Origin of the sequence: Providencia sp. M-27 (genome assembly GCF_011077905.1) — a bacterium.
GTDB lineage: Bacteria > Pseudomonadota > Gammaproteobacteria > Enterobacterales > Enterobacteriaceae > Providencia > Providencia huaxiensis.
In genome coordinates this window covers 20,311-38,862 of sequence record NZ_JAALBT010000005.1, presented here as the reverse complement: position 1 = coordinate 38,862, position 18,552 = coordinate 20,311, and the positions used below count along the sequence as shown (strand labels likewise).

Sequence of the window (18,552 nt, the reverse complement as noted above, 5' to 3'; positions counted from 1 at the left end):
TAAGGCTGTAATGAGCCATTTCTGGCTCACAATAAGAGAAATCAAGCAGGTGTGTTATACCAGCTATCTAGCTTAATGCGGAGTTTATCAACACCAATCTTTTTCAGCGCTGAAAAGTATTCCACTTCAATATCCCCTTCAAGTGGAGCAAGTGCTTGGCGAACTTCCGTTAACTGTTTCTTTCTTGCACCAGAGGCAAGTTTGTCTGCTTTAGTGAGCAAAACTAAAACGGGTACATTCATTGCAACAGACCATTCAATCATTTGCATATCGAGGTCTTTTAATGGATGGCGAATATCCATTAATACAACAAGCCCCTTAATACATTCTCTCTTTTGGAGATATTCTCCGAGTGCTTGTTGCCATTTACGTTTCATTTCTTCAGGAACTTCGGCATAACCATATCCCGGAAGGTCAACAAGGCGAACGCCTTCCTCAACTTCAAATAGGTTGATTAGCTGAGTTCTTCCTGGTGTTTTACTGGTACGTGCTAAGCTTTTTTGCTGTGTTAATGCATTCAATGCACTGGATTTCCCCGCATTAGAGCGGCCAGCAAAAGCCACCTCAATTCCGGTATCTTTAGGTAGATGACGGATATCGGGTGCACTGATGACAAATTTTGCCATCTGGTAGTTATGATTTTTAATTGCCATTTGTCGTTCTCCCTGAGTTAGCCTCAAAAGGCTCGGGGATTATAGCTTTGCTTAGCGCTTCACGACAACTCGAAATATCCTCTCAGCCACTTTTCCTTTTGAGGACGGTCTTATTTTTATGTGTTGTGTGCGATGAAATGGCAATAATAGAGAAATAGCCATTATTCATGACGTCTTTTACTGAAATTGGTCTAGAATTTAGCGTATTTAGTGTGTTTCTATTTTTTGGCGTAAATATAGGTAAATCTTCAGCATTCTTGTTGGCTTCACTCTAGAATTGCTAGATTGCAGTTGTAATGAGCTATAACGAAAGGGATCTTACATGTTAAAACGAATTTTTGTGCCACTTTTGGCCGTCTGCGCAATGAGCGCATCTTCTCTTGCATTATCTGCGGGTGAGACTTATATCAAATTAGTCACGTCAGCGGGTGATATCGAATTAGAACTGAATAGCAAAAAAGCCCCTGTTACGACAGAAAACTTCGTTCAGTATGTTAATGAAGGTTATTACAACGGAACCACTTTCCACCGTGTTATTCCTGGATTTATGATCCAAGGCGGTGCGTTTGATAAAGATTTACAACAAAAACAAACCCGTGCACCGATTAAAAACGAAGCGGATAACGGCTTACGTAACTTGCGCGGTACTATCTCAATGGCGCGTACAGCGAATAAAGACAGTGCGACGAGCCAATTTTTCATCAATGTTGCAGATAATGCTTTCTTAGATCACGGCCAACGTGATTTTGGTTACGCTGTATTTGGTAAAGTGGTGAAAGGGATGGATGTTGCAGATAAAATCTCTAAAGTAAAAACGGAAAACGTGGGGCCATATCAGAATGTCCCGGTTGACCCTATTACAATCATTTCTGCTGAAGTGATTAAAAAGCCATAGTGATCAAAATGGTAGCGATCAAAAACGGTAGTGATTAAAAACTATCGTGTCGAATACAGTGGGTAGGTTGCTTTAACGTGCCCACTTTTATAAAAAACAACGTTTTCACCCCCCCTTTGAGTTTCCCTTCATTGACTGCCTTAACTAAAATGTGTCAGCTTCTACTCATTTTTAATAACCTTTTATTTCGTTGTATTTAAAGTAAATCTTAATCAAAATACGGGTTTGTTATAGGGATGTAAATATAATTCCATGATTTTTATATGGAAACTTATCTCCGATAAAAAACAATCATTGACTTAAATAGGCTATTTTCCTGCTTTGGCTGTGCTATGATAGCCGCCCTTATTATTTTTATGGTGTTTTAATCATCGTTCTGATTGCCAACACGATAAAAATATGCATAAGAATTAATACATAATGATAAAAATCAGTCGGATAGGCTAATATGCTTCTACTTATTGATAATTACGATTCATTTACTTACAACTTATACCAATACTTTTGTGAGTTAGGGACTGAAGTTGTTGTAAAACGTAATGATGAAATTACCATCGAAGAAATTGAACAGCTTTCGCCTACACATCTTGTGATTTCACCTGGGCCATGTACACCGGATGAGGCTGGCATCTCCCTTGAGGCGATCAAATACTTTGCAGGTAAACTACCTATTTTAGGCATTTGCTTAGGGCATCAAGCGATTGGGCAAGCTTTTGGTGCATCAGTCGTTAAAGCACGAGAAGTTATGCACGGTAAAACCTCTGCTATCCACCATAACCATCAAGGTGTATTCAAGGGCTTGAACCGCCCCTTGACAGTGACACGCTACCATTCTCTGGTGATTGCGGCAGAGACGCTTCCTGTTTCTTTTGATGTATCAGCGTGGTCACTGAATAATGGTGATGTTGATGAAATCATGGGAATACGGCACAAAACCTTGCCTATAGAGGGCGTTCAGTTCCATCCTGAAAGCATTCTGAGTGAACAAGGTCATGAATTACTCAATAATTTTCTGAAATATTAATTTAGAAATATCGTTCAGAATAAATTAATTATGCATATTATGCCCTTTGCTATTGCTCTTTTTTGATTTTTTATTCATATTTAATGCTTATGTTTTCATTTTCGCATTAAATAAGAGCAGGTGAGGGGTATGTCAGAGCAACCAGTAGTAAATCGGCAGACTTTTGATCAAGTTATGTTGCCTATTTTTTCGCCGGCGGAATTTATTCCAGTTAAAGGCGAAGGGAGCCGCGTTTGGGATCAGCAAGGTAAAGAATATATTGATTTTGCCGGTGGGATCGCTGTTCTTGCTTTGGGGCATTGCCACCCTAGTTTGGTGTCGGCTGTGCGTGAACAAAGCGAAAAGCTATGGCATGTCAGTAATATTTTCACTAACGAGCAGGCGCTGAAGTTAGCACAAAAGCTCACGAATGCGACATTTGCTGACCGTGCATTTTTTGTGAATTCCGGCTCAGAAGCTAACGAAGCCGCGTTTAAATTAGCGCGTCGCTACGCCATTACTAAATATAACCCATATAAAACGAAGATTATTGCTTTTAAACAAGCTTTTCATGGGCGCACATTATTTACCGTTTCGGTTGGTGGGCAAGCGAAATATGCAGATGGCTTTGGGCCAAAACCCGCGGATATTATTCATGTGCCTTTTAATGACCTTGATGCAGTCAAAGCGGTGATTGATGAAAATACCTGTGCAGTGGTGTTAGAGCCCGTACAAGGGGAAGGTGGTGTAACCGCAGCAACATCAGAATTTCTGCAAGGAGTTCGTAAGCTGTGTGACGACAATAACGCACTACTCATTTTTGACGAAGTACAAAGCGGTATGGGGCGTACAGGCAAACTATTTTCTTATATGCATTACAACGTTGTGCCTGATATTTTAACCACGGCAAAAGCATTGGGTGGCGGTTTTCCTATCAGTGCAATGATCACCACTGAAGAAGTGGCAAAAACCATGGAAGTGGGGTCGCACGGTACGACTTATGGTGGCAATCCATTAGCTTGTGCGGTGGGGAATGCGGCATTTGATATTATTAATACTGAAGAAGTGTTAAGTGGTGTCGAAAAGCGTCGTGAATTATTTGTTGCTCATTTAAATAAACTTAACGATAAATACCACATCTTTTCTGAGATCAGAGGAATGGGGTTATTAATCGGCGCGGAGTTAGATGGCAAATTATTAAAACGTTCGAAAGATATTTTGCAAGCCAGTGCTGTAGAAGGCTTAATGATGTTAAATGCAGGCACTAACGTATTGCGTTTTACGCCCTCACTGATTATTTCTGAGGAAGAAATTAATAGTGGGATGGCGAAATTAGATGCGGCGATCGGGAAATTGCTGAGTTAACCATGAGATAAGATTGCAGAAAATATTTTCTGCAATCTATTTTTTAATGTTATTTAATTTTTTTTATTGAATTTAATTTTGAAATAGTATTTTTTTGAAACTGTATTTCTTTCCCCATCTTGCTACTAAGTTGCTTTAATTCATTAGACGTTTTTTCTATTTCTTTTTCTATTTTACTCAATTTCATTGGGGTTATTGAGGTTGCTTTATGAATTTGGGAAGTTTTATTAATAGGCAGACGTTGTCTTAGTCTAGATGATTGCGTTTGTTTAATTATTAAGGAGCTAGCATTATTTGCTTTTAGGTGTTCAGGTAAATTAACGATTGCTTTCTCTCCTTTGTGGAGTCGATTGGTAGAATCACTGTGTCCATAGGTAATTTTGTCGGCCTTTCTAATTTTTCCTGGTTCTGGAATTTGATAAAGCGTTTTTTTTAAGCTTGTTTTTCGTAAATAGTTGTCCATTATTGCAGTAGGTATTTCTGTTTTATTCGTCGTTGATGGTCTATTAGCTTTAATTAACTGAGGAATATGGCTTTTTTTTGATTTAATTGGGTGCTCTATTTTTTTAACCTGTGAAAAATCGTACATTTTGATTCGTTTAGGTATTAGGCTTTTTTGTTTTTCTTTATAATTACTTATATCATCAGAATGATAGCCAGATGAGCTTAAACTTACATTACTTGATGAGTGGGTGAGTTCAAAAGAAGATATTTTATCTGTATTTTTGATTTTATCATCTTTATTTTTTTCTTCTTTTTCAATTACTTGTTTAAAATTATTGTATTCATCTTCCAGCATTTCGATGGTTGCTCTCATTTTATTGAAGATAACATTAATATCACGAACTTTACCATTTGGTGATATTGGGAAATCTATAATATCGATGATATTTAATTTTTCGAACTGCTTATGATTTTGATACAGGGGGTGGATTTCCTCTTCAGGTTTTGACTCTCCGCTTATCAGTTTATTAATTTTCGATTCAACTCGGATCATTTCATCGAGTAGGATTTTATAGTTATTATATAAATCTGATTTTTCTTGCTGTATTGTATAAATGATATCACTCGTAGCCTTGGCATGATTAGTTTTTTCATGTTGTTTCATTAAGTTTTTTCTGGCTATAGTAGCCTCATCAGTAATTTTAGCCTTCCCATTTTCAAACTTAACGCATAGTTCTTCATTATTGTTTTTTTTTAATTTATTTTCTAAATAACGAGTGCTTTTCTCATGAATGGATTTTATTTTATATTTAAAATTAGATAGCATACCTGCGGAACGGTTTAAATGAAAATCTACAAACGTTGAGGTTTCAACGCTGTTTTTTTTACTTGTTTGCATTGGTAAGTCTTCCTGAGTTTTATGGGTAATTGAATGGTCTTCTACTGGGGTAAAATTTTTTTCTATTTTTCTCGAATTTTTAAATATGAGGGGATAGCGAGAAACTAAGCTCTGATCTTGAGAACTAGGCATATTTTTAAAAAAATCAAGGCTAGTCTTGAAATCGATAGAGCGGATGTCAATATTTTTATTTTTTTGAGTTTCAAAAATAGTTTTATGCTTAGGATAAAATGTCTTATGAGTTGGCTGGGTATTAGGTAGCAAACTTCCTATATTTAATGAAGATACAAAGTTTTCACGTGGTGTCTTTTTTATCTGTTCTGTAGGTTGTTTCACTAATGTGGGGGAATTTACAGATGCTTGATTTGCATATTGTAAGTTTTCAAAAAAGGTTTTATTCTTAATAAAATCTTTTTTGTTATTTTCTAATTGTGGCGAAATAACTTGGTTTTTTGTGCTAGTAATAGTGCGCATATATAAAATCTCGGATGATTAATTATTAATTATTTTATATAAGTATATTTTAATTAATATCAAAAAACGCGAGTGTGCTAGAAAGTCAATAAAGGGGCCATAAGCAAAGAAATGAAAAACAGCGCTATATCATTGATATACCGCTGTTTACAATAATAGCCCAGCCAAAGGTGGCCAGGCTGAAAGGTTAATTAACGTGTGCCGTAAACCACAATTGTTTTACCATGTGCAGAGATCAGGTTTTGGTCTTCTAACATTTTCAAAATACGGCCAACTGTTTCACGGGAACAACCCACGATTTGGCCTATTTCCTGACGGGTAATTTTGATTTGCATACCGTCTGGATGTGTCATCGCATCAGGTTGTTTGGCTAAATTTAATAGAGTTTGAGCAATACGGCCTGTAACGTCTAAGAATGCGAGGTTACCGACTTTCTCAGATGTTGTTTGTAGGCGACTAGCCATTTGCGCAGAAAGGCGCATTAAAATATCAGGGTTTACCTGAATCAATTGACGGAATTTTTTATATGAAATTTCAGCAACTTCGCAGGCGACTTTTGCTCTAACCCACGCAGTGCGTTCTTGCCCTTCTTCAAATAACCCAAGCTCACCAATGAAATCCCCTTGATTCAGGTAAGAGAGGATCATTTCTTTGCCTTCTTCATCTTTAATTAAAACAGCCACCGAACCTTTAACGATATAGTAAAGGGTTTCTGCTTTCTCACCCTGATGGATAAGAGTGCTCTTGGATGGATATTTATGAATATGGCAGTGTGACAAAAACCATTCAAGAGTAGGGTCTGTTTGTGGCTTGCCGAGAACCATTAGCGTTATCCTCTGTATGTTATTGCAGCCATTCGGAAAAACGTCTAGAAAGGCTGGCTTTAAAGTCACTAGCTTAGCATATTAATTTGCCTTATATACCTTTAAATAATCAAGAGGCTGATTACTTCAGCGCTTTTGATTGCTTTTGGTAACGCAAATTGATATCAACACTATAATATGATCAATTAAACCGTTGAGTTTTGATCTTAATCCTATCAACTAAGTATTGTTTGTAGCATATCCAATACAGAAAGTCTCCCCTGTATCGCTTCAGCCAAATAAAGTTGATATAACATTCATTGTATCTATGGAACAATGTAGCCTTTAAATCGATTTCATTTCAAGGGGAAATACAATGGAAGCAAGAGTAAAGTGGGTTGAAGGACTTTCTTTTTTAGGGGAGTCAGCGTCTGGGCACCAAGTGATGATGGATGGCAATGCGGGCGATAAAGCGCCAAGTCCAATGGAAATGGTGCTAATGGCGGCCGGCGGCTGTAGCGCGATTGATGTCGTTTCGATTTTACAAAAGGGCCGTTACGATGTTACTGATTGTGAAGTTAAATTAACCTCACTGCGCCGTGAAGAAGCCCCGCGTTATTTTGTGAAAATCCATTTGCATTTTATTGTAACTGGGAATGAATTAACGGAAAAAGCGGTCGAACGTGCTGTTCAACTTTCTGCTGAAAAATATTGCTCAGTGGCATTGATGTTAGAGAAAACCGTTGAAGTCACACACAGCTTTGAAATAAAAAACTAAAAATAAATTTAATTTTTACTAATATATTTGAATTGAAAGATGCTTATCTTAATTAATGATAAGCATCTTGTTTATTAATCAAAAAATAATTTAATTGTTGTTCTTTTGATTAATTAATTTTTCGACTATTGGTGCCATAATTAATTCCATTGCTAACCCCAATTTCCCTCCTGGAACGACAATTGTATTCATTGCGGAAATAAATGAGCCAGATATCATTGATAGCAAATAGGGGAAATCAATTTGTTCTAGCCCACGAAAACGGATCACAATAAAGCTTTCGTCTTGTGACGGAATTGCTTTTGCTGAGAATGGGTTAGATGTGTCTACCGTTGGAACACGTTGGAAATTGATGTGAGTGCGAGAAAATTGTGGCGTGATGTAATTAATATAGTCCCCCATAGAACGCACAACCGAGTCCATGACTGCTTCGCGAGAGTGCCCTCGCTCTGTGGTATCGCGGATCAATTTTTGGATCCATTCTAAGTTGACAATAGGGACTACACCGACAAGCAAATCAACATGTTGTGCAACATTATGTTCTGGAGTAACAACACCCCCATGCAGCCCCTCATAAAATAAAATATCTGTTTTGTCTGGCAGCGGTTCCCAAGGGGTGAATGTCCCAGGTTGCAAGCCATAAGGTACCGCTTCATCATAAGTATGTAGATATTTACGGGACTGCCCACAGCCGGTTTTTGCGTAGTCGACTAAGGTTTGTTCAAGCAAAGCAAAATCATTCGCTTCGGGGCCAAAATAACTGATGTGCCGCCCTTGTTCTCTGGCTTTACGGATAGCCATATCCATTTCAGGACGTGTATAGCGGTGAAAGCTATCCCCTTCCAGTGTTGCCGGTTGGATATTTAATTGGTGAAAAACTTTACGAAATGCTTGGCTAGTTGAGGTTGTGCCAGCACCGCTTGAACCGGTGATGGCTATGATTGGGTGCTTTTTGGACATCGCAGACTCCCTGTGTTGCGCTAATAAGCACTATTTTAATCAACAGTGCATGAAGCGGATTAACGGGTGTTAGGGTTATGAGCCTTATTTGATAGTTTTACAACATGGTTGCGTTAGAAAACACCCAACTTAATTTATGGTAGATGATGACGTCAAAATGAACCACGGAATAAAAATATCATAAAGAAAAACTTCCCTTAGGCATGAAATTAACCGATTCATGCAATTCAGACCAGACTAGCACAATTTCACCAGAAACTAACTGCCGTTTCACATCGTTAACCTTATCTTGCAAGCTTTTTTCATGGGAGCCATAGTCTGTCCCTTCTCGTAAAACATAGCTTTCAATCAGATTTTCCAATGTTTCAGGGGCAAGTTCTTGCCATGGAACAATCACATTATTTCCTTATTTAAATAAGGCATTAACCATTGGGGAATGCGGGTTTCTAACCACATTTGCGGTTTTCTCAAGGTACCGCTCACAAAGCCTACGTGTCCGCCATGTTCCGTCATTTGGTATTCCACATTGTGGGGTAAAAATGATAAATCAGGCACAACTTCAGGTGCCATAAATGGATCATCTTTGGCGTGAATAATTAACGTTGGTTTAGTGATATAAGCTAATTTGGGCAATGCACTGCATTTTTGATAATAATCGGTAGCATCATCAAACCCATGAATACGCGCAGTAATCACATCATCAAACTCACGGATCCGCTTAAGCTGCTTCAATTGCAGTAGGTTTAAAGGGAGTGATCCCGGGTAGCGCACTAATTTACGCGTTGCATTACGTTTTAAGCCATTTAGTAAATAGCGTTGATAGAATTGAGATATCCCTTTTTCCATTCGCAAAGAACAGGCTTCCAACATCAAAGGGGCAGAAACAACAACACCCACATCGATATCTGCATTTTGCCCACTTTCAGCGAGATAGCAGGCTAACATATTGCCCCCAAGAGAATAACCAACAGCTGCGGTTGGTGCATCCCCAAAGGTCTTTTTTAGCCAACGTAGGAAATAGCGGGCGTCATTTGTTTCGCCTGAATGGTAAATTCGCTGCTGGCGATTTGGCTCACCGCTACAACCCCTAAAATGCATCACCACACCCAACCAACCGTTATTTTGGGCAGCTTCTAGCATCCCGTGGGCATAAGGGCTCTTAAAATTCCCTTCTAGGCCATGGAATATCACTAAACGTGGCTTGTGCGCCGCTAGCTCAGGTTTTTCGCTCCAAGCGAGATCGATAAAATCGCCATCTGGCAATTCAAGGCGCTGCCATATCGGTTTGATTTTCGGTGTTCTACGGAAAATCCTTGGCAGTAATGTTTGGAGGTGTGGATTTTTAGCCCAACTTATTGGACGAAAGTTTTCTGACATAGCCTTATTTTTATTTAATGGAGACTCTTGTGAGTCACATAACATACTGTTATTTTTTTGTGATGCAAGTAAACAAATTTGAGTTTGAGGCTAAATTATAAATGACATTGGGGCTGGTTTTTTCTCTTTTTACGTTTTTATTCATTGCTGCAGTCACTCCCGGCCCTAACAATATGTTGCTAACGTCAAGTGCAGCAAACTACGGTTTTCGCCATACGATAACATTATGCTTTGGTATTATGTTAGGCATGCAATCCATACTTTATCTTTCTGCATTCGGTATTGCTGCACTTTTACTGCTTTATCCCGCCATTTATATCGCATTAAAAATTGCTGGGAGCTTGTATTTACTTTGGCTCGCATGGAAAACCGCCACCGCTAATTATGCACCACTTAAGACCAATAGCGAAGTCGCGAAAAGCGTGACTTGGTATCAAGGGGGCTTATTGCAATTTTTAAACCCAAAAGCGTGGATGATGGGTTTAGGTGCTGTAGGGGGATTTAGCCTCCCCGGTGAGTTATTTACCCAATCAATTTTAATGATGAGTATCGCATTCGTGGTGGTTAACTTAGTGGCAGGCTTAATTTGGATGGGATTTGGTTCATTAATCAGCTTATTTTTGCGCAGCCGCCGTGCTTGGTTTATTTTTAACTGGGTAATGGGCTTATTAACCGCACTGTGTGTGCCGTTAATTTGGTTGGAATGATCAGCTTTACCAAGAAGCGAGTATAATTGAGCTTCTTGGTGAATCTAGATATGAAAGACTCGGCTATTACCTGTCGGTAATTCAATCGTAAGGCTGAGTTTACCTCCAATTGCTTCGACATAGCGTTTTAATGTTGCCAGTTTAAGATCATTGCCTCGTTGTTCAATTTGAGTAATAGCTGGTTGAGAAATACCAAGGCGGCTGGCTAGCATCTTTTGTGAAATATTAAGTTCCTCTCGCATTAACTGAAGCCCCGTTGCAAGTATCATTTCATCCGCTAACTCGTTAATTCTTGCTTGGCTTTCTGGGCAGCGTTCAGCAATTACATCATGTAGGGTCTTCATTTTTTTTCTCCATCAATTTTAGATATGCAGTAAACTCATCATCCGCGATTCGTACCATAGTTTGATAAAAAAGTTTGTCATTACTTTTATCACCACCACATAAAACAATCGCTTGCCGCTGAATATCAAATACAAAAAATGCGCGGAGGGCTTTGCCTGCATGTTGAACCCTGAGTTCTTTCATGCTGCTGTACTTAGAGCCTTTTATTGTATCGGCATAGGGGCGAGGCAATCTTGGGCCAAAACTTCTAAATTTCTGAGTGCAGCTAAAATTTTTTCTTGAGTGCGCCCATTTTGTTTGTTTAGCCAGGTTTCAAAACGAGGTGTTAATATGACTATCCACACGATGCATCCTTGCATAAGCTATGACGTATACAGAAAGTATAAGCTGTGGCTTATGATCTCAAGAACAAAAAAGCAGCCAACTAGCTGCTTTTTTGTTTGATCGAGTTATTAGTCTAAATCGACATTTTTTGTCCCAAAGAAGTAAGTAAAAATAAAACCGAATAAGTAGGATGTGAATAACCCGCCTACATAAACTAACATTCCTGGGAACACGCCATCAGCAGAGGTCATCATTGGGATAGCGACTAAGCCGGATGGGCCAAAGACAGTATTTAAACCAACCGGTAACCCCATCCAAGCCACTAATCCAACAAAGAAACCTCCCGCAGCACCACCTAAACATGCTGTGACAAACGGCTTCATCCGCGGAAGAGTGACACCGTAGATCAGCGGCTCACCGACACCTAAGAAACCTGGAATGATGGCCCCACGAATTTGGTTACGTAATATCGAATCTTTCGCGGCTTTAACATACAACGCCATTGCGGCACCAACTTGCCCACCACCTGCCATCGCTAGGATAGGGAAAAGTGAGTTAAAGCCTTGAGTTTCAACCAATGCCATATATACCGGAACAAAACCTTGGTGCACGCCAAACATTACTGCAATCAAGAACAGCCCTGCTAGTATTGCCGTTCCGAATGGGTTGCTGCTTAAATGCACAAAAAGCCATGACATGCCAGAGAATAACCAACTGCCAATTGGCATGATGAAGATAAACACCGCAGCACCAACAATTAACAGGGTAATTGTTGAAGTTAAAATCATATCAAGGTTAGCTGGGATGATTTTACGTACCTGTTTTTCGACCCATGCGCCAAAAATACATGCAATCAAGACCCCAATAATGTTACCTCTTGGGTCGATAGCTAACCCGAAGAAGCTATTCATGTCAGAATAGAACCCTTTGGCTATTTCTGGGTTGTATCCAAGAACAAACAGTGAAGCGATGATGGCGCCATTTACTGCGCTACCGCCAAAGGCTTTTTGAGTGTTATAACCAATAAGAATACTTAGAAAGCTAAACAGCCCTTTGCTAAATACTGACATATATAAAATAGTATGTACGAGTAGGGTTTGCTCTTCAGGCTTTGTCGGGAGACCCGCAGGAAAATAGCTCTGTTTTGCCAGTGTTGCAAAACCTAATAATAAGCCAGCAGCAATAAAACCCGGAATTAATGGTGTAAATATCGTGGCAAATTTTGATAAAAATCGGTGAACGGCACTGGTTTGTTTCTTTTTCAGTTGCTGCTTGTTTGCGGATGCAATATCTTTCAGGTCTTGAGGGGAAGATGGCTCCTGATGGTCGTCATCTTCACTTTCTAGCAATTGATTCATTAAATCCGCAGCAGTTTGTGCTTTGCCGGGGCCCACGATGATTTGCAGTTGTTCATCACTTTCAATAACACCAAGGACTCCTGCGATTTGTTTAAGTGCGGCTTTGTCGACCAACTGATCGTCATTGAGCGTCAAGCGTAGGCGTGTCATACAGTTGCCTGCTAACTTAATGTTGCGACGACCACCAACGTGTTGCAGAACTTGCTGCATCATTTCTATTGTTATTTTAGCCATGCTATTTATCTCATAAAATCCGCAGGTTAGGCGGAGGTAGCGATATTGAGTGCTGTGCGAATAAAGCCATTATTATTAGAGAGTAACTGGCGTGCTTCATCGGCATTCAAGCCAGATAACACCATTAAAATGGCGGTTTTACAGTGCCTATCACATTGTTGAAGCGCAGACTCTGCGGTGTTTCTATCGCATTGTGTCGCTTCCATCACAATTTTTGTTTGTCTTTCAATAAGTTTGGCATTTGTTGCTTCGACATCGACCATTAAATTACCAAACACTTTTCCGATACGGATCATTGCCCCTGTGGTTATCATATTTAGTACCAATTTTTGGGCTGTTCCCGCTTTCATACGGGAGGAACCCGTAACGACCTCTGGGCCAACAACGGGTGTGATGGCGATATCAGCACTATTAGCCACAGGGCTATTAGGGTTACAGCTGATAGCCGCGGTGGTGGCACCAATTTGGTGTGCGTAAGCGAGCGCGCCTAACACATAGGGAGTACGCCCACTGGCCGCGATGCCGACGAGTACATCATTTTTATTGAATTGAATATCTTTGAGGTCTTGTTCACCCAGCTCAGGCTTATCCTCTGCATTTTCTACGGCACGGAAGATAGCTTGGTGACCACCGGCAATTAAACCGACAACTTGTTCATGGGGCGTTCCATAAGTTGGTGGGCACTCACTGGCATCAAGGATCCCTAAACGGCCAGAGGTTCCTGCACCCGAGTAAATCAAACGACCCCCTTTTAAAAAGGCTTCTGCAACTTTATCAACCAGTTGGGCAATTTCAGGGAGCACTTTTTCAACCGCTAACGGAACGAGCTTGTCCTCATCATTAATGACCTTCAGCATTTCAGCCGTTGAGAGTTGGTCGATATTGGTACTGGCCTCATTACGGCTTTCAGTTACCATTTTGCTTAAGTCGATAGTCATAAAAATTGCTCCTAAATCAGTTATTGAACTAATATTAAGGAATTATTTATTCCTTTGGTGTGATTAAAATCACGGTGTTACCTATTCTAATTTGCGAATATAAAAGAATATTTTGTTACTTAGTTTAGATTGAATGTCTATTGTTGATTGAATTTAAACAATTATTTTCAAGTCATCGGTCAAATAAAATAGGAATAATTTATTATTAATTTATTCTGTAAAACGAAAAAAGAACGCTAATCTCGAGAGGGTGTCATGACACTATTAGATATCATTACTTGCTCATTACCGCGATTAGCGGAAAACCAACGCAAAATTGCACAATTTATCCTTAAAAATCCCGAAAATGTACTGAATCTGTCATCTCAGCAATTAGCGGAAATTTTAGATGTCAGCCAGTCTGCTATCGTTAAGTTTAGTCAGAAAGTTGGGGTAAAGGGGTATCCCGCTTTGAAACTCGCACTTAGTGAGATTATTGGGCGCCAGCAACTTAAGGAAGGAGCGCCTCATTCTGCTCTACATAATCGTATTGCGCCTGATGACAACTTGATGGTTGTTGCTCAGAAATTGGCAATGGAAAAAAATCATTCAATCACAGAAACAACAAAACTAATTGATTTCAATCAATTTGAAAGAATTGTTGAACGAATAGACCAATCACAGAGAGTTCAAATTGTCGGTATTGGTGGGTCAGGATTAACAGCGAAAGATTTAAGTTACAAATTACAAAAAATTGGTATTACAACACTCGTGGAGTCAGACCATCATGTGCAAATAGCGGCTGCGCTCACGCTTAATACCCATGATGTACAAATCGTCATTTCTTTTACAGGAAGGCGTAAAGACATGCTAACAGCAGCGAACATTGCACGTAAACAAGGGGCGTGCGTTATCGCGATTACTCGTGATGGTGATTCACCATTGGGGCAAATTGCTGATTATGTTCTTGAAAGTATCGCAGAGGAAGATGAATGGCGTAGTTCGTCAATTTCATCAAGAACTGCACAAAACACACTGACTGATTTGATCTTTATGGCGTTATTGCAACGAAGGGAAGCGAAAGCGAAGTCATTGGTTATGAATGCAAGAGTAGTGATTAATAAATTAGATGAATGATTGATGGCTTAGATCCTCATCGATAACTTTGCAATCAAGCCTTATTTGCGTTAAGACTAATATCATAAGTATTTTGATTTTAAAACGTTAAAAGGGAGTTATTGATGAGAGCACTCATAGTTTATACGGAATTAACCGATGACGACTCCGTTATTAGCCATGCCGTAGCAAGACTCGCCAGTGAACTTAAAGATGAGCACGTAGAAACCGTGATCATTCGTAATTTTGAAGATGGGATGGCATACATTCGGTCAAATACCAGTATTGACTGTTTGTTATATGGTCGTGATATGTCAGACACGCAGGAACAAACGCAAGCACATCAGTTAATTACCCAACTTCACCGCAGGCAAGAAGATGTCCCTGTCTTTTTATTAAGTGATCGTGAAGAAGCCTTGACGGCATTTGACCGTAAGATGATGGAACAAGTCGATGAATTTGCGTGGATTTTAGAAGATTCCGCAGATTTTATTGCAGGCCGTGTCCTTGCCGCGATTATCCGTTACCGTGCTAATTTATTACCCCCGTTGATGAAAAGCTTGATTAAATACAGTGATGTACATGAATATTCATGGGCAGCACCGGGGCATCAAGGTGGTGTTGGGTTCACCAAAACCCCCGCAGGTCGCATCTATCATGATTTCTTTGGGGAGAACTTATTTCGTACGGATATTGGTATAGAGCGGGTTGCTGTGGGTTCACTGTTAGACCACACTGGCGCATTTGGTGAATGTGAAAGGAATGCCGCACGCATTTTTGGGGCTGATCAATCTTATTCCGTGGTCGTAGGAACATCAGGTTCGAATCGAACGATCATGCAAGCTTGCATGACGGATGACGATGTTGTTGTGATTGACCGCAACTGCCACAAATCTATTGAGCAAGGTTTGATTTTAACCGGAGCAAAACCGGTTTATATGACACCAAGCCGCAATCGTTATGGCATCATTGGCCCGATTTACCCTCAAGAAATGACACCGGAAGCGATTGCTGATAAAATCGCTGAAAATCCATTAACTTCGGATAAAATAGGCAAACGACCTGCATATAGCGTCGTAACCAACTGTACTTACGATGGCGTATGTTATCACGCACGTAAAGTACAGGATTTGCTGGATAAATCATTAGATAGAATCCATTTCGACGAGGCATGGTACGGCTACGCACGTTTTAACCCTATCTACCATGACCACTTTGCGATGCGTGATGATCCTAGAAAAGACGATGAACCCACTGTTTTTGCGACTCACTCTACGCACAAATTATTGAATGCGCTTTCGCAAGCTTCATTTATCCACGTTCGAAATGGCCGTAATTCGATTGATTTCAATCGTTTTAACCAAGCCTATCATATGCATGCGACCACTTCGCCGCTATATGCAATTTGTGCCTCAAATGATATTGCCGCAGACATGATGGACGGTAACAGTGGGCGCTCACTTACTGATGAAGTGATCCGTGAAGCCATAGACTTCCGTCAATCACTGGGCTATCTATACAAAGAATTTATTAATGACGATGAATGGTTCTTCAAACCATGGAATCAAGAAATGGTAAAAGACCCAGCAACAGGCAAGCGCTATGCTTTTGAAGACGCCCCTGTTGAGCTGTTGATGAAAGAACAAAGCTGTTGGGTGATGAACCCCGAAGATAAATGGCATGGTTTTAAAGATATCCCTGAAAATTGGGCAATGCTGGACCCGATTAAAGTGAGTATCTTGTCACCGGGAATGGGAGATGACGGTAAATTACTGGGTAGCGGCGTCCCAGCTGCGTTAGTCACGGCATGGTTAAATCACTATGGTATTGTGCCGACCCGTACGACTGATTTCCAAATTATGTTCTTGTTTTCGATGGGAATTACAAAAGGGAAATGGGGAACACTGGTCAATGCGCTGCTGTCGTTTAAGCGCCATTATGACAACAATACGGCACTGAAAAAGGTATTACCTGAAGTCGTTGAAGCGGCTCCTGAGATCTATGGTGAGATGGGGCTCCGTGATCTAGGCAATAAAATGTTTGTGTATCTGCAAAAAAATAACCCAGGTGGACAGTTAAATCAGGCTTATGAGCAACTTCCTGCCGTGATGATGAGCCCACGCGATGCCTATCAAGAAATTGTCGCTAACCGCGTTGAAGCGGTTCCTTTAGAGAAACTTGCCGGACGTATTGCGGCTAACTCGATTATTCCTTATCCACCGGGTATCCCTATGTTGTTATCGGGTGAAAGCTTTGGCGATAAAAACAGCCCGCATATCGGCTACTTGCATAGTCTTCAAGCATGGGACAGCGAGTTTCCGGGTTTTGAGCATGAAACCGAAGGCACTGAAATTATTGATGGCCAGTATTATGTGATGTGTGTACGGGAAATTAACTAATCTTTTTTAGTAAAACATTAAGAAAGAGAAATAATCATAGGGTAAGTATATTTAACTATTAAGCTATCAGGAATTATTAAGTCATTAGAAATATTTAATGACTTAATAATTAAATATCTTTAAAAGTTATTCTAATATTATGTTTTACGTGAAAGAGGGTATTAACCCAATTATTTATATGGGTATTATGTGATAGTTCTATTCATCTAAATAAGAATACTTTGATAACGTTCAACTAGGAATAATCATGCTAAAAAAGAGAATAATAATTCCTGAATAAAGTCTAGATTTCCTAATTTATAATTGTTTCGATAAAGAACGTATTTAATTTTTATATGTGAATATTCACATCATGCTTTAATAACCCTATATATAATAGGAATATTACGCTATGAAAATATCTGTTTTTCTGCTTACTCATGGCTAAATTATACGCAAATTAAACAAATAAAAAACAAATTGGCAACATATTGAAGAGAGGATTGAAAATATTTAAAACACTTACAAAGGTGATATTTTCAAATTAATATATTTATTTTAATTGTTTTTTAATCTTTTGCTCTTTACTCCTTAAGAGTTATAAAAAAATATTTTAAACTTTAAACAATTTTTTTGTGTTATAAAACAGCAAGTTAAAGTCAATCGAAAAAATAACGGCCAATATTGATATCTATTCATTCGATTGATATAGCTATTGGTTATTTATTTGACGTATATCAATTGCAAACTATATAATGCCAAAAGTTTCAACATGTAACTAAATATTTTACCTTGCGAGGGGAAATTATAAGGTTAGAACAATAGAGTACAAATCATATATTTTTGCTATTGGGTTCTAATTAAATCCAATTTCTAGATGTCACCAATTCAATATTAATTTCCTTATTTAAATAAGGGAATAGCTTCCGTTTTAAATAAAAATTGACTGTATCAAAAAGGGTTGTTATGAGAAAAGTATATGGGGTTGCAATAATACTGTGTGTAATTGCACTCTCTGGCTGCATGAAGAATAATGGACTGCATGGTTATAATAAAGAGTCATGGAACAATAAGAACACTCTTAAAGAATATAATGTGGTCAATGATAATAAAGCATTGGTTTTATTTTATCGCCTAGACAATCAAGTCAAAGGGAAAACAATTAATATATTTGTGAATAATGAATATTTAACTTCGCTAGAAAGTAATTCCGTTAAGGGCATTGAGCTGTGTGCTGGAAGAAACAATTTAACAGCTCATAAGACAGACGTAAAAGAACGCTATAATACTAAATTAAATTCTTCCGATTTTTTCCAATTAGACGCTGGAAAAAAGCATCTATTTTTGATTGTTGAAGTTGATGGGAAAACTAAACTAAGAGCGATGGATGAGAAGGAACTGAATGATATTAAAGGAAATATAAGTGTTCAGTCTCATACCTTATCGCGTGTTGACATGCTCAAAGATTGTCAATAACTGAAAATAATCCAATAAATTTAAAACAATGAATAATTGTCTTCAAT

General features: G+C 39.0%; 17 protein-coding genes and 1 pseudogene. 8 read left to right on the top strand and 10 right to left on the bottom strand.

All coding sequences use genetic code 11. The features are described 5' to 3' along the window. Positions 1–41: 41 nt before the first annotated feature. Entirely contained in the window at positions 42–653 is a 612-nt protein-coding gene (gene yihA / locus G6Q48_RS08925; RefSeq protein WP_102138887.1) for a ribosome biogenesis GTP-binding protein YihA/YsxC, read from the bottom strand. 322 nt (positions 654–975) lie between these two features. Here yihA and ppiA point away from each other — a divergent pair, with 322 nt between their 5' ends. The 3 genes from ppiA to G6Q48_RS08910 all read left to right on the top strand — a co-directional run bounded on the left by ppiA (position 976) and on the right by G6Q48_RS08910 (position 3,916). Next, on the top strand, positions 976–1,548 hold the full coding sequence (ppiA, locus tag G6Q48_RS08920; protein WP_102138888.1) for a peptidylprolyl isomerase A: 573 nt from the start codon (positions 976–978) through the stop codon (positions 1,546–1,548). Between the two features lie 448 nt (positions 1,549–1,996). Then, a complete protein-coding gene (locus G6Q48_RS08915; RefSeq protein WP_102138889.1) occupies positions 1,997–2,572 on the top strand; it encodes an aminodeoxychorismate synthase component II in 576 nt (191 codons plus the stop codon). Between the two features lie 129 nt (positions 2,573–2,701). Then, positions 2,702–3,916, top strand: coding sequence for an aspartate aminotransferase family protein (locus G6Q48_RS08910; RefSeq protein WP_166265910.1), 1,215 nt, complete (start codon positions 2,702–2,704; stop codon positions 3,914–3,916). A 49-nt stretch (positions 3,917–3,965) separates the two neighbouring features. Here G6Q48_RS08910 and G6Q48_RS08905 read toward each other — a convergent pair whose 3' ends face one another. Further along, complete coding sequence (locus tag G6Q48_RS08905; protein WP_166265907.1) at positions 3,966–5,732, bottom strand: hypothetical protein; 1,767 nt, start codon at positions 5,730–5,732, stop codon at positions 3,966–3,968. A gap of 191 nt (positions 5,733–5,923) precedes the next feature. Further along, entirely contained in the window at positions 5,924–6,556 is a 633-nt protein-coding gene (gene crp / locus G6Q48_RS08900; protein WP_006813718.1) for a cAMP-activated global transcriptional regulator CRP, read from the bottom strand. A gap of 355 nt (positions 6,557–6,911) precedes the next feature. Between crp and G6Q48_RS08895 the strand changes: the two genes are divergently transcribed. Then, positions 6,912–7,313 carry an OsmC family protein gene (locus tag G6Q48_RS08895; RefSeq protein WP_166265904.1) on the top strand — a complete coding sequence of 134 codons (402 nt, stop codon included), beginning with the start codon at positions 6,912–6,914 and terminating at the stop codon, positions 7,311–7,313. A gap of 90 nt (positions 7,314–7,403) precedes the next feature. Here the strand turns inward: G6Q48_RS08895 and G6Q48_RS08890 are convergent, their stop codons facing one another. The 3 genes from G6Q48_RS08890 to G6Q48_RS08880 form a co-directional block, all read right to left on the bottom strand. Further along, entirely contained in the window at positions 7,404–8,273 is an 870-nt protein-coding gene (locus tag G6Q48_RS08890; RefSeq protein WP_004265947.1) for a phosphoribulokinase, read from the bottom strand. Positions 8,274–8,451: 178 nt separating this feature from the next. Then, complete coding sequence (locus G6Q48_RS08885) at positions 8,452–8,670, bottom strand: YheU family protein (RefSeq protein WP_102138893.1); 219 nt, start codon at positions 8,668–8,670, stop codon at positions 8,452–8,454. Further along, positions 8,667–9,650, bottom strand: a complete 984-nt coding sequence (locus tag G6Q48_RS08880; protein ID WP_166265901.1) for a hydrolase — start codon at positions 9,648–9,650, stop codon at positions 8,667–8,669. The genes G6Q48_RS08885 and G6Q48_RS08880 overlap by 4 nt, the downstream gene beginning before the upstream one ends. A gap of 101 nt (positions 9,651–9,751) precedes the next feature. Between G6Q48_RS08880 and G6Q48_RS08875 the strand changes: the two genes are divergently transcribed. After that, positions 9,752–10,357: a LysE family transporter gene (locus tag G6Q48_RS08875; protein ID WP_166265898.1), complete on the top strand. Its 606-nt coding sequence runs from the start codon at positions 9,752–9,754 to the stop codon at positions 10,355–10,357. A gap of 44 nt (positions 10,358–10,401) precedes the next feature. On the opposite strand, the gene G6Q48_RS08870 is transcribed toward G6Q48_RS08875, so the two are convergent. From G6Q48_RS08870 to murQ, 4 genes and pseudogenes are all read right to left on the bottom strand, one after another. Next, positions 10,402–10,701 carry a helix-turn-helix domain-containing protein gene (locus G6Q48_RS08870; RefSeq protein ID WP_102138896.1) on the bottom strand — a complete coding sequence of 100 codons (300 nt, stop codon included), beginning with the start codon at positions 10,699–10,701 and terminating at the stop codon, positions 10,402–10,404. Continuing rightward, positions 10,685–11,040: pseudogene (locus G6Q48_RS08865) on the bottom strand (type II toxin-antitoxin system RelE/ParE family toxin). The gene G6Q48_RS08870 and the pseudogene G6Q48_RS08865 overlap by 17 nt, the downstream one beginning before the upstream one ends. A gap of 114 nt (positions 11,041–11,154) precedes the next feature. Continuing rightward, positions 11,155–12,618, bottom strand: coding sequence for a PTS N-acetylmuramic acid transporter subunit IIBC (gene murP, locus G6Q48_RS08860; protein ID WP_102138897.1), 1,464 nt, complete (start codon positions 12,616–12,618; stop codon positions 11,155–11,157). Between the two features lie 26 nt (positions 12,619–12,644). Continuing rightward, the gene (gene murQ, locus G6Q48_RS08855) at positions 12,645–13,556 is read right to left on the bottom strand and encodes an N-acetylmuramic acid 6-phosphate etherase (RefSeq protein ID WP_166265895.1); all 912 of its coding nucleotides are present in this window, start codon (positions 13,554–13,556) and stop codon (positions 12,645–12,647) included. A gap of 255 nt (positions 13,557–13,811) precedes the next feature. On the opposite strand from murQ, the gene G6Q48_RS08850 reads away from it, so the two are divergent. The 3 genes from G6Q48_RS08850 to G6Q48_RS08840 all read left to right on the top strand — a co-directional run bounded on the left by G6Q48_RS08850 (position 13,812) and on the right by G6Q48_RS08840 (position 18,505). Beyond that, positions 13,812–14,672: an SIS domain-containing protein gene (locus G6Q48_RS08850; RefSeq protein ID WP_166265892.1), complete on the top strand. Its 861-nt coding sequence runs from the start codon at positions 13,812–13,814 to the stop codon at positions 14,670–14,672. Positions 14,673–14,776: 104 nt separating this feature from the next. After that, complete coding sequence (gene adiA, locus G6Q48_RS08845) at positions 14,777–17,050, top strand: arginine decarboxylase (RefSeq protein WP_166265889.1); 2,274 nt, start codon at positions 14,777–14,779, stop codon at positions 17,048–17,050. A gap of 945 nt (positions 17,051–17,995) precedes the next feature. After that, entirely contained in the window at positions 17,996–18,505 is a 510-nt protein-coding gene (locus tag G6Q48_RS08840) for a cell envelope biogenesis protein OmpA (protein WP_166265886.1), read from the top strand. The last annotated feature ends 47 nt before the right edge of the window (positions 18,506–18,552 follow it).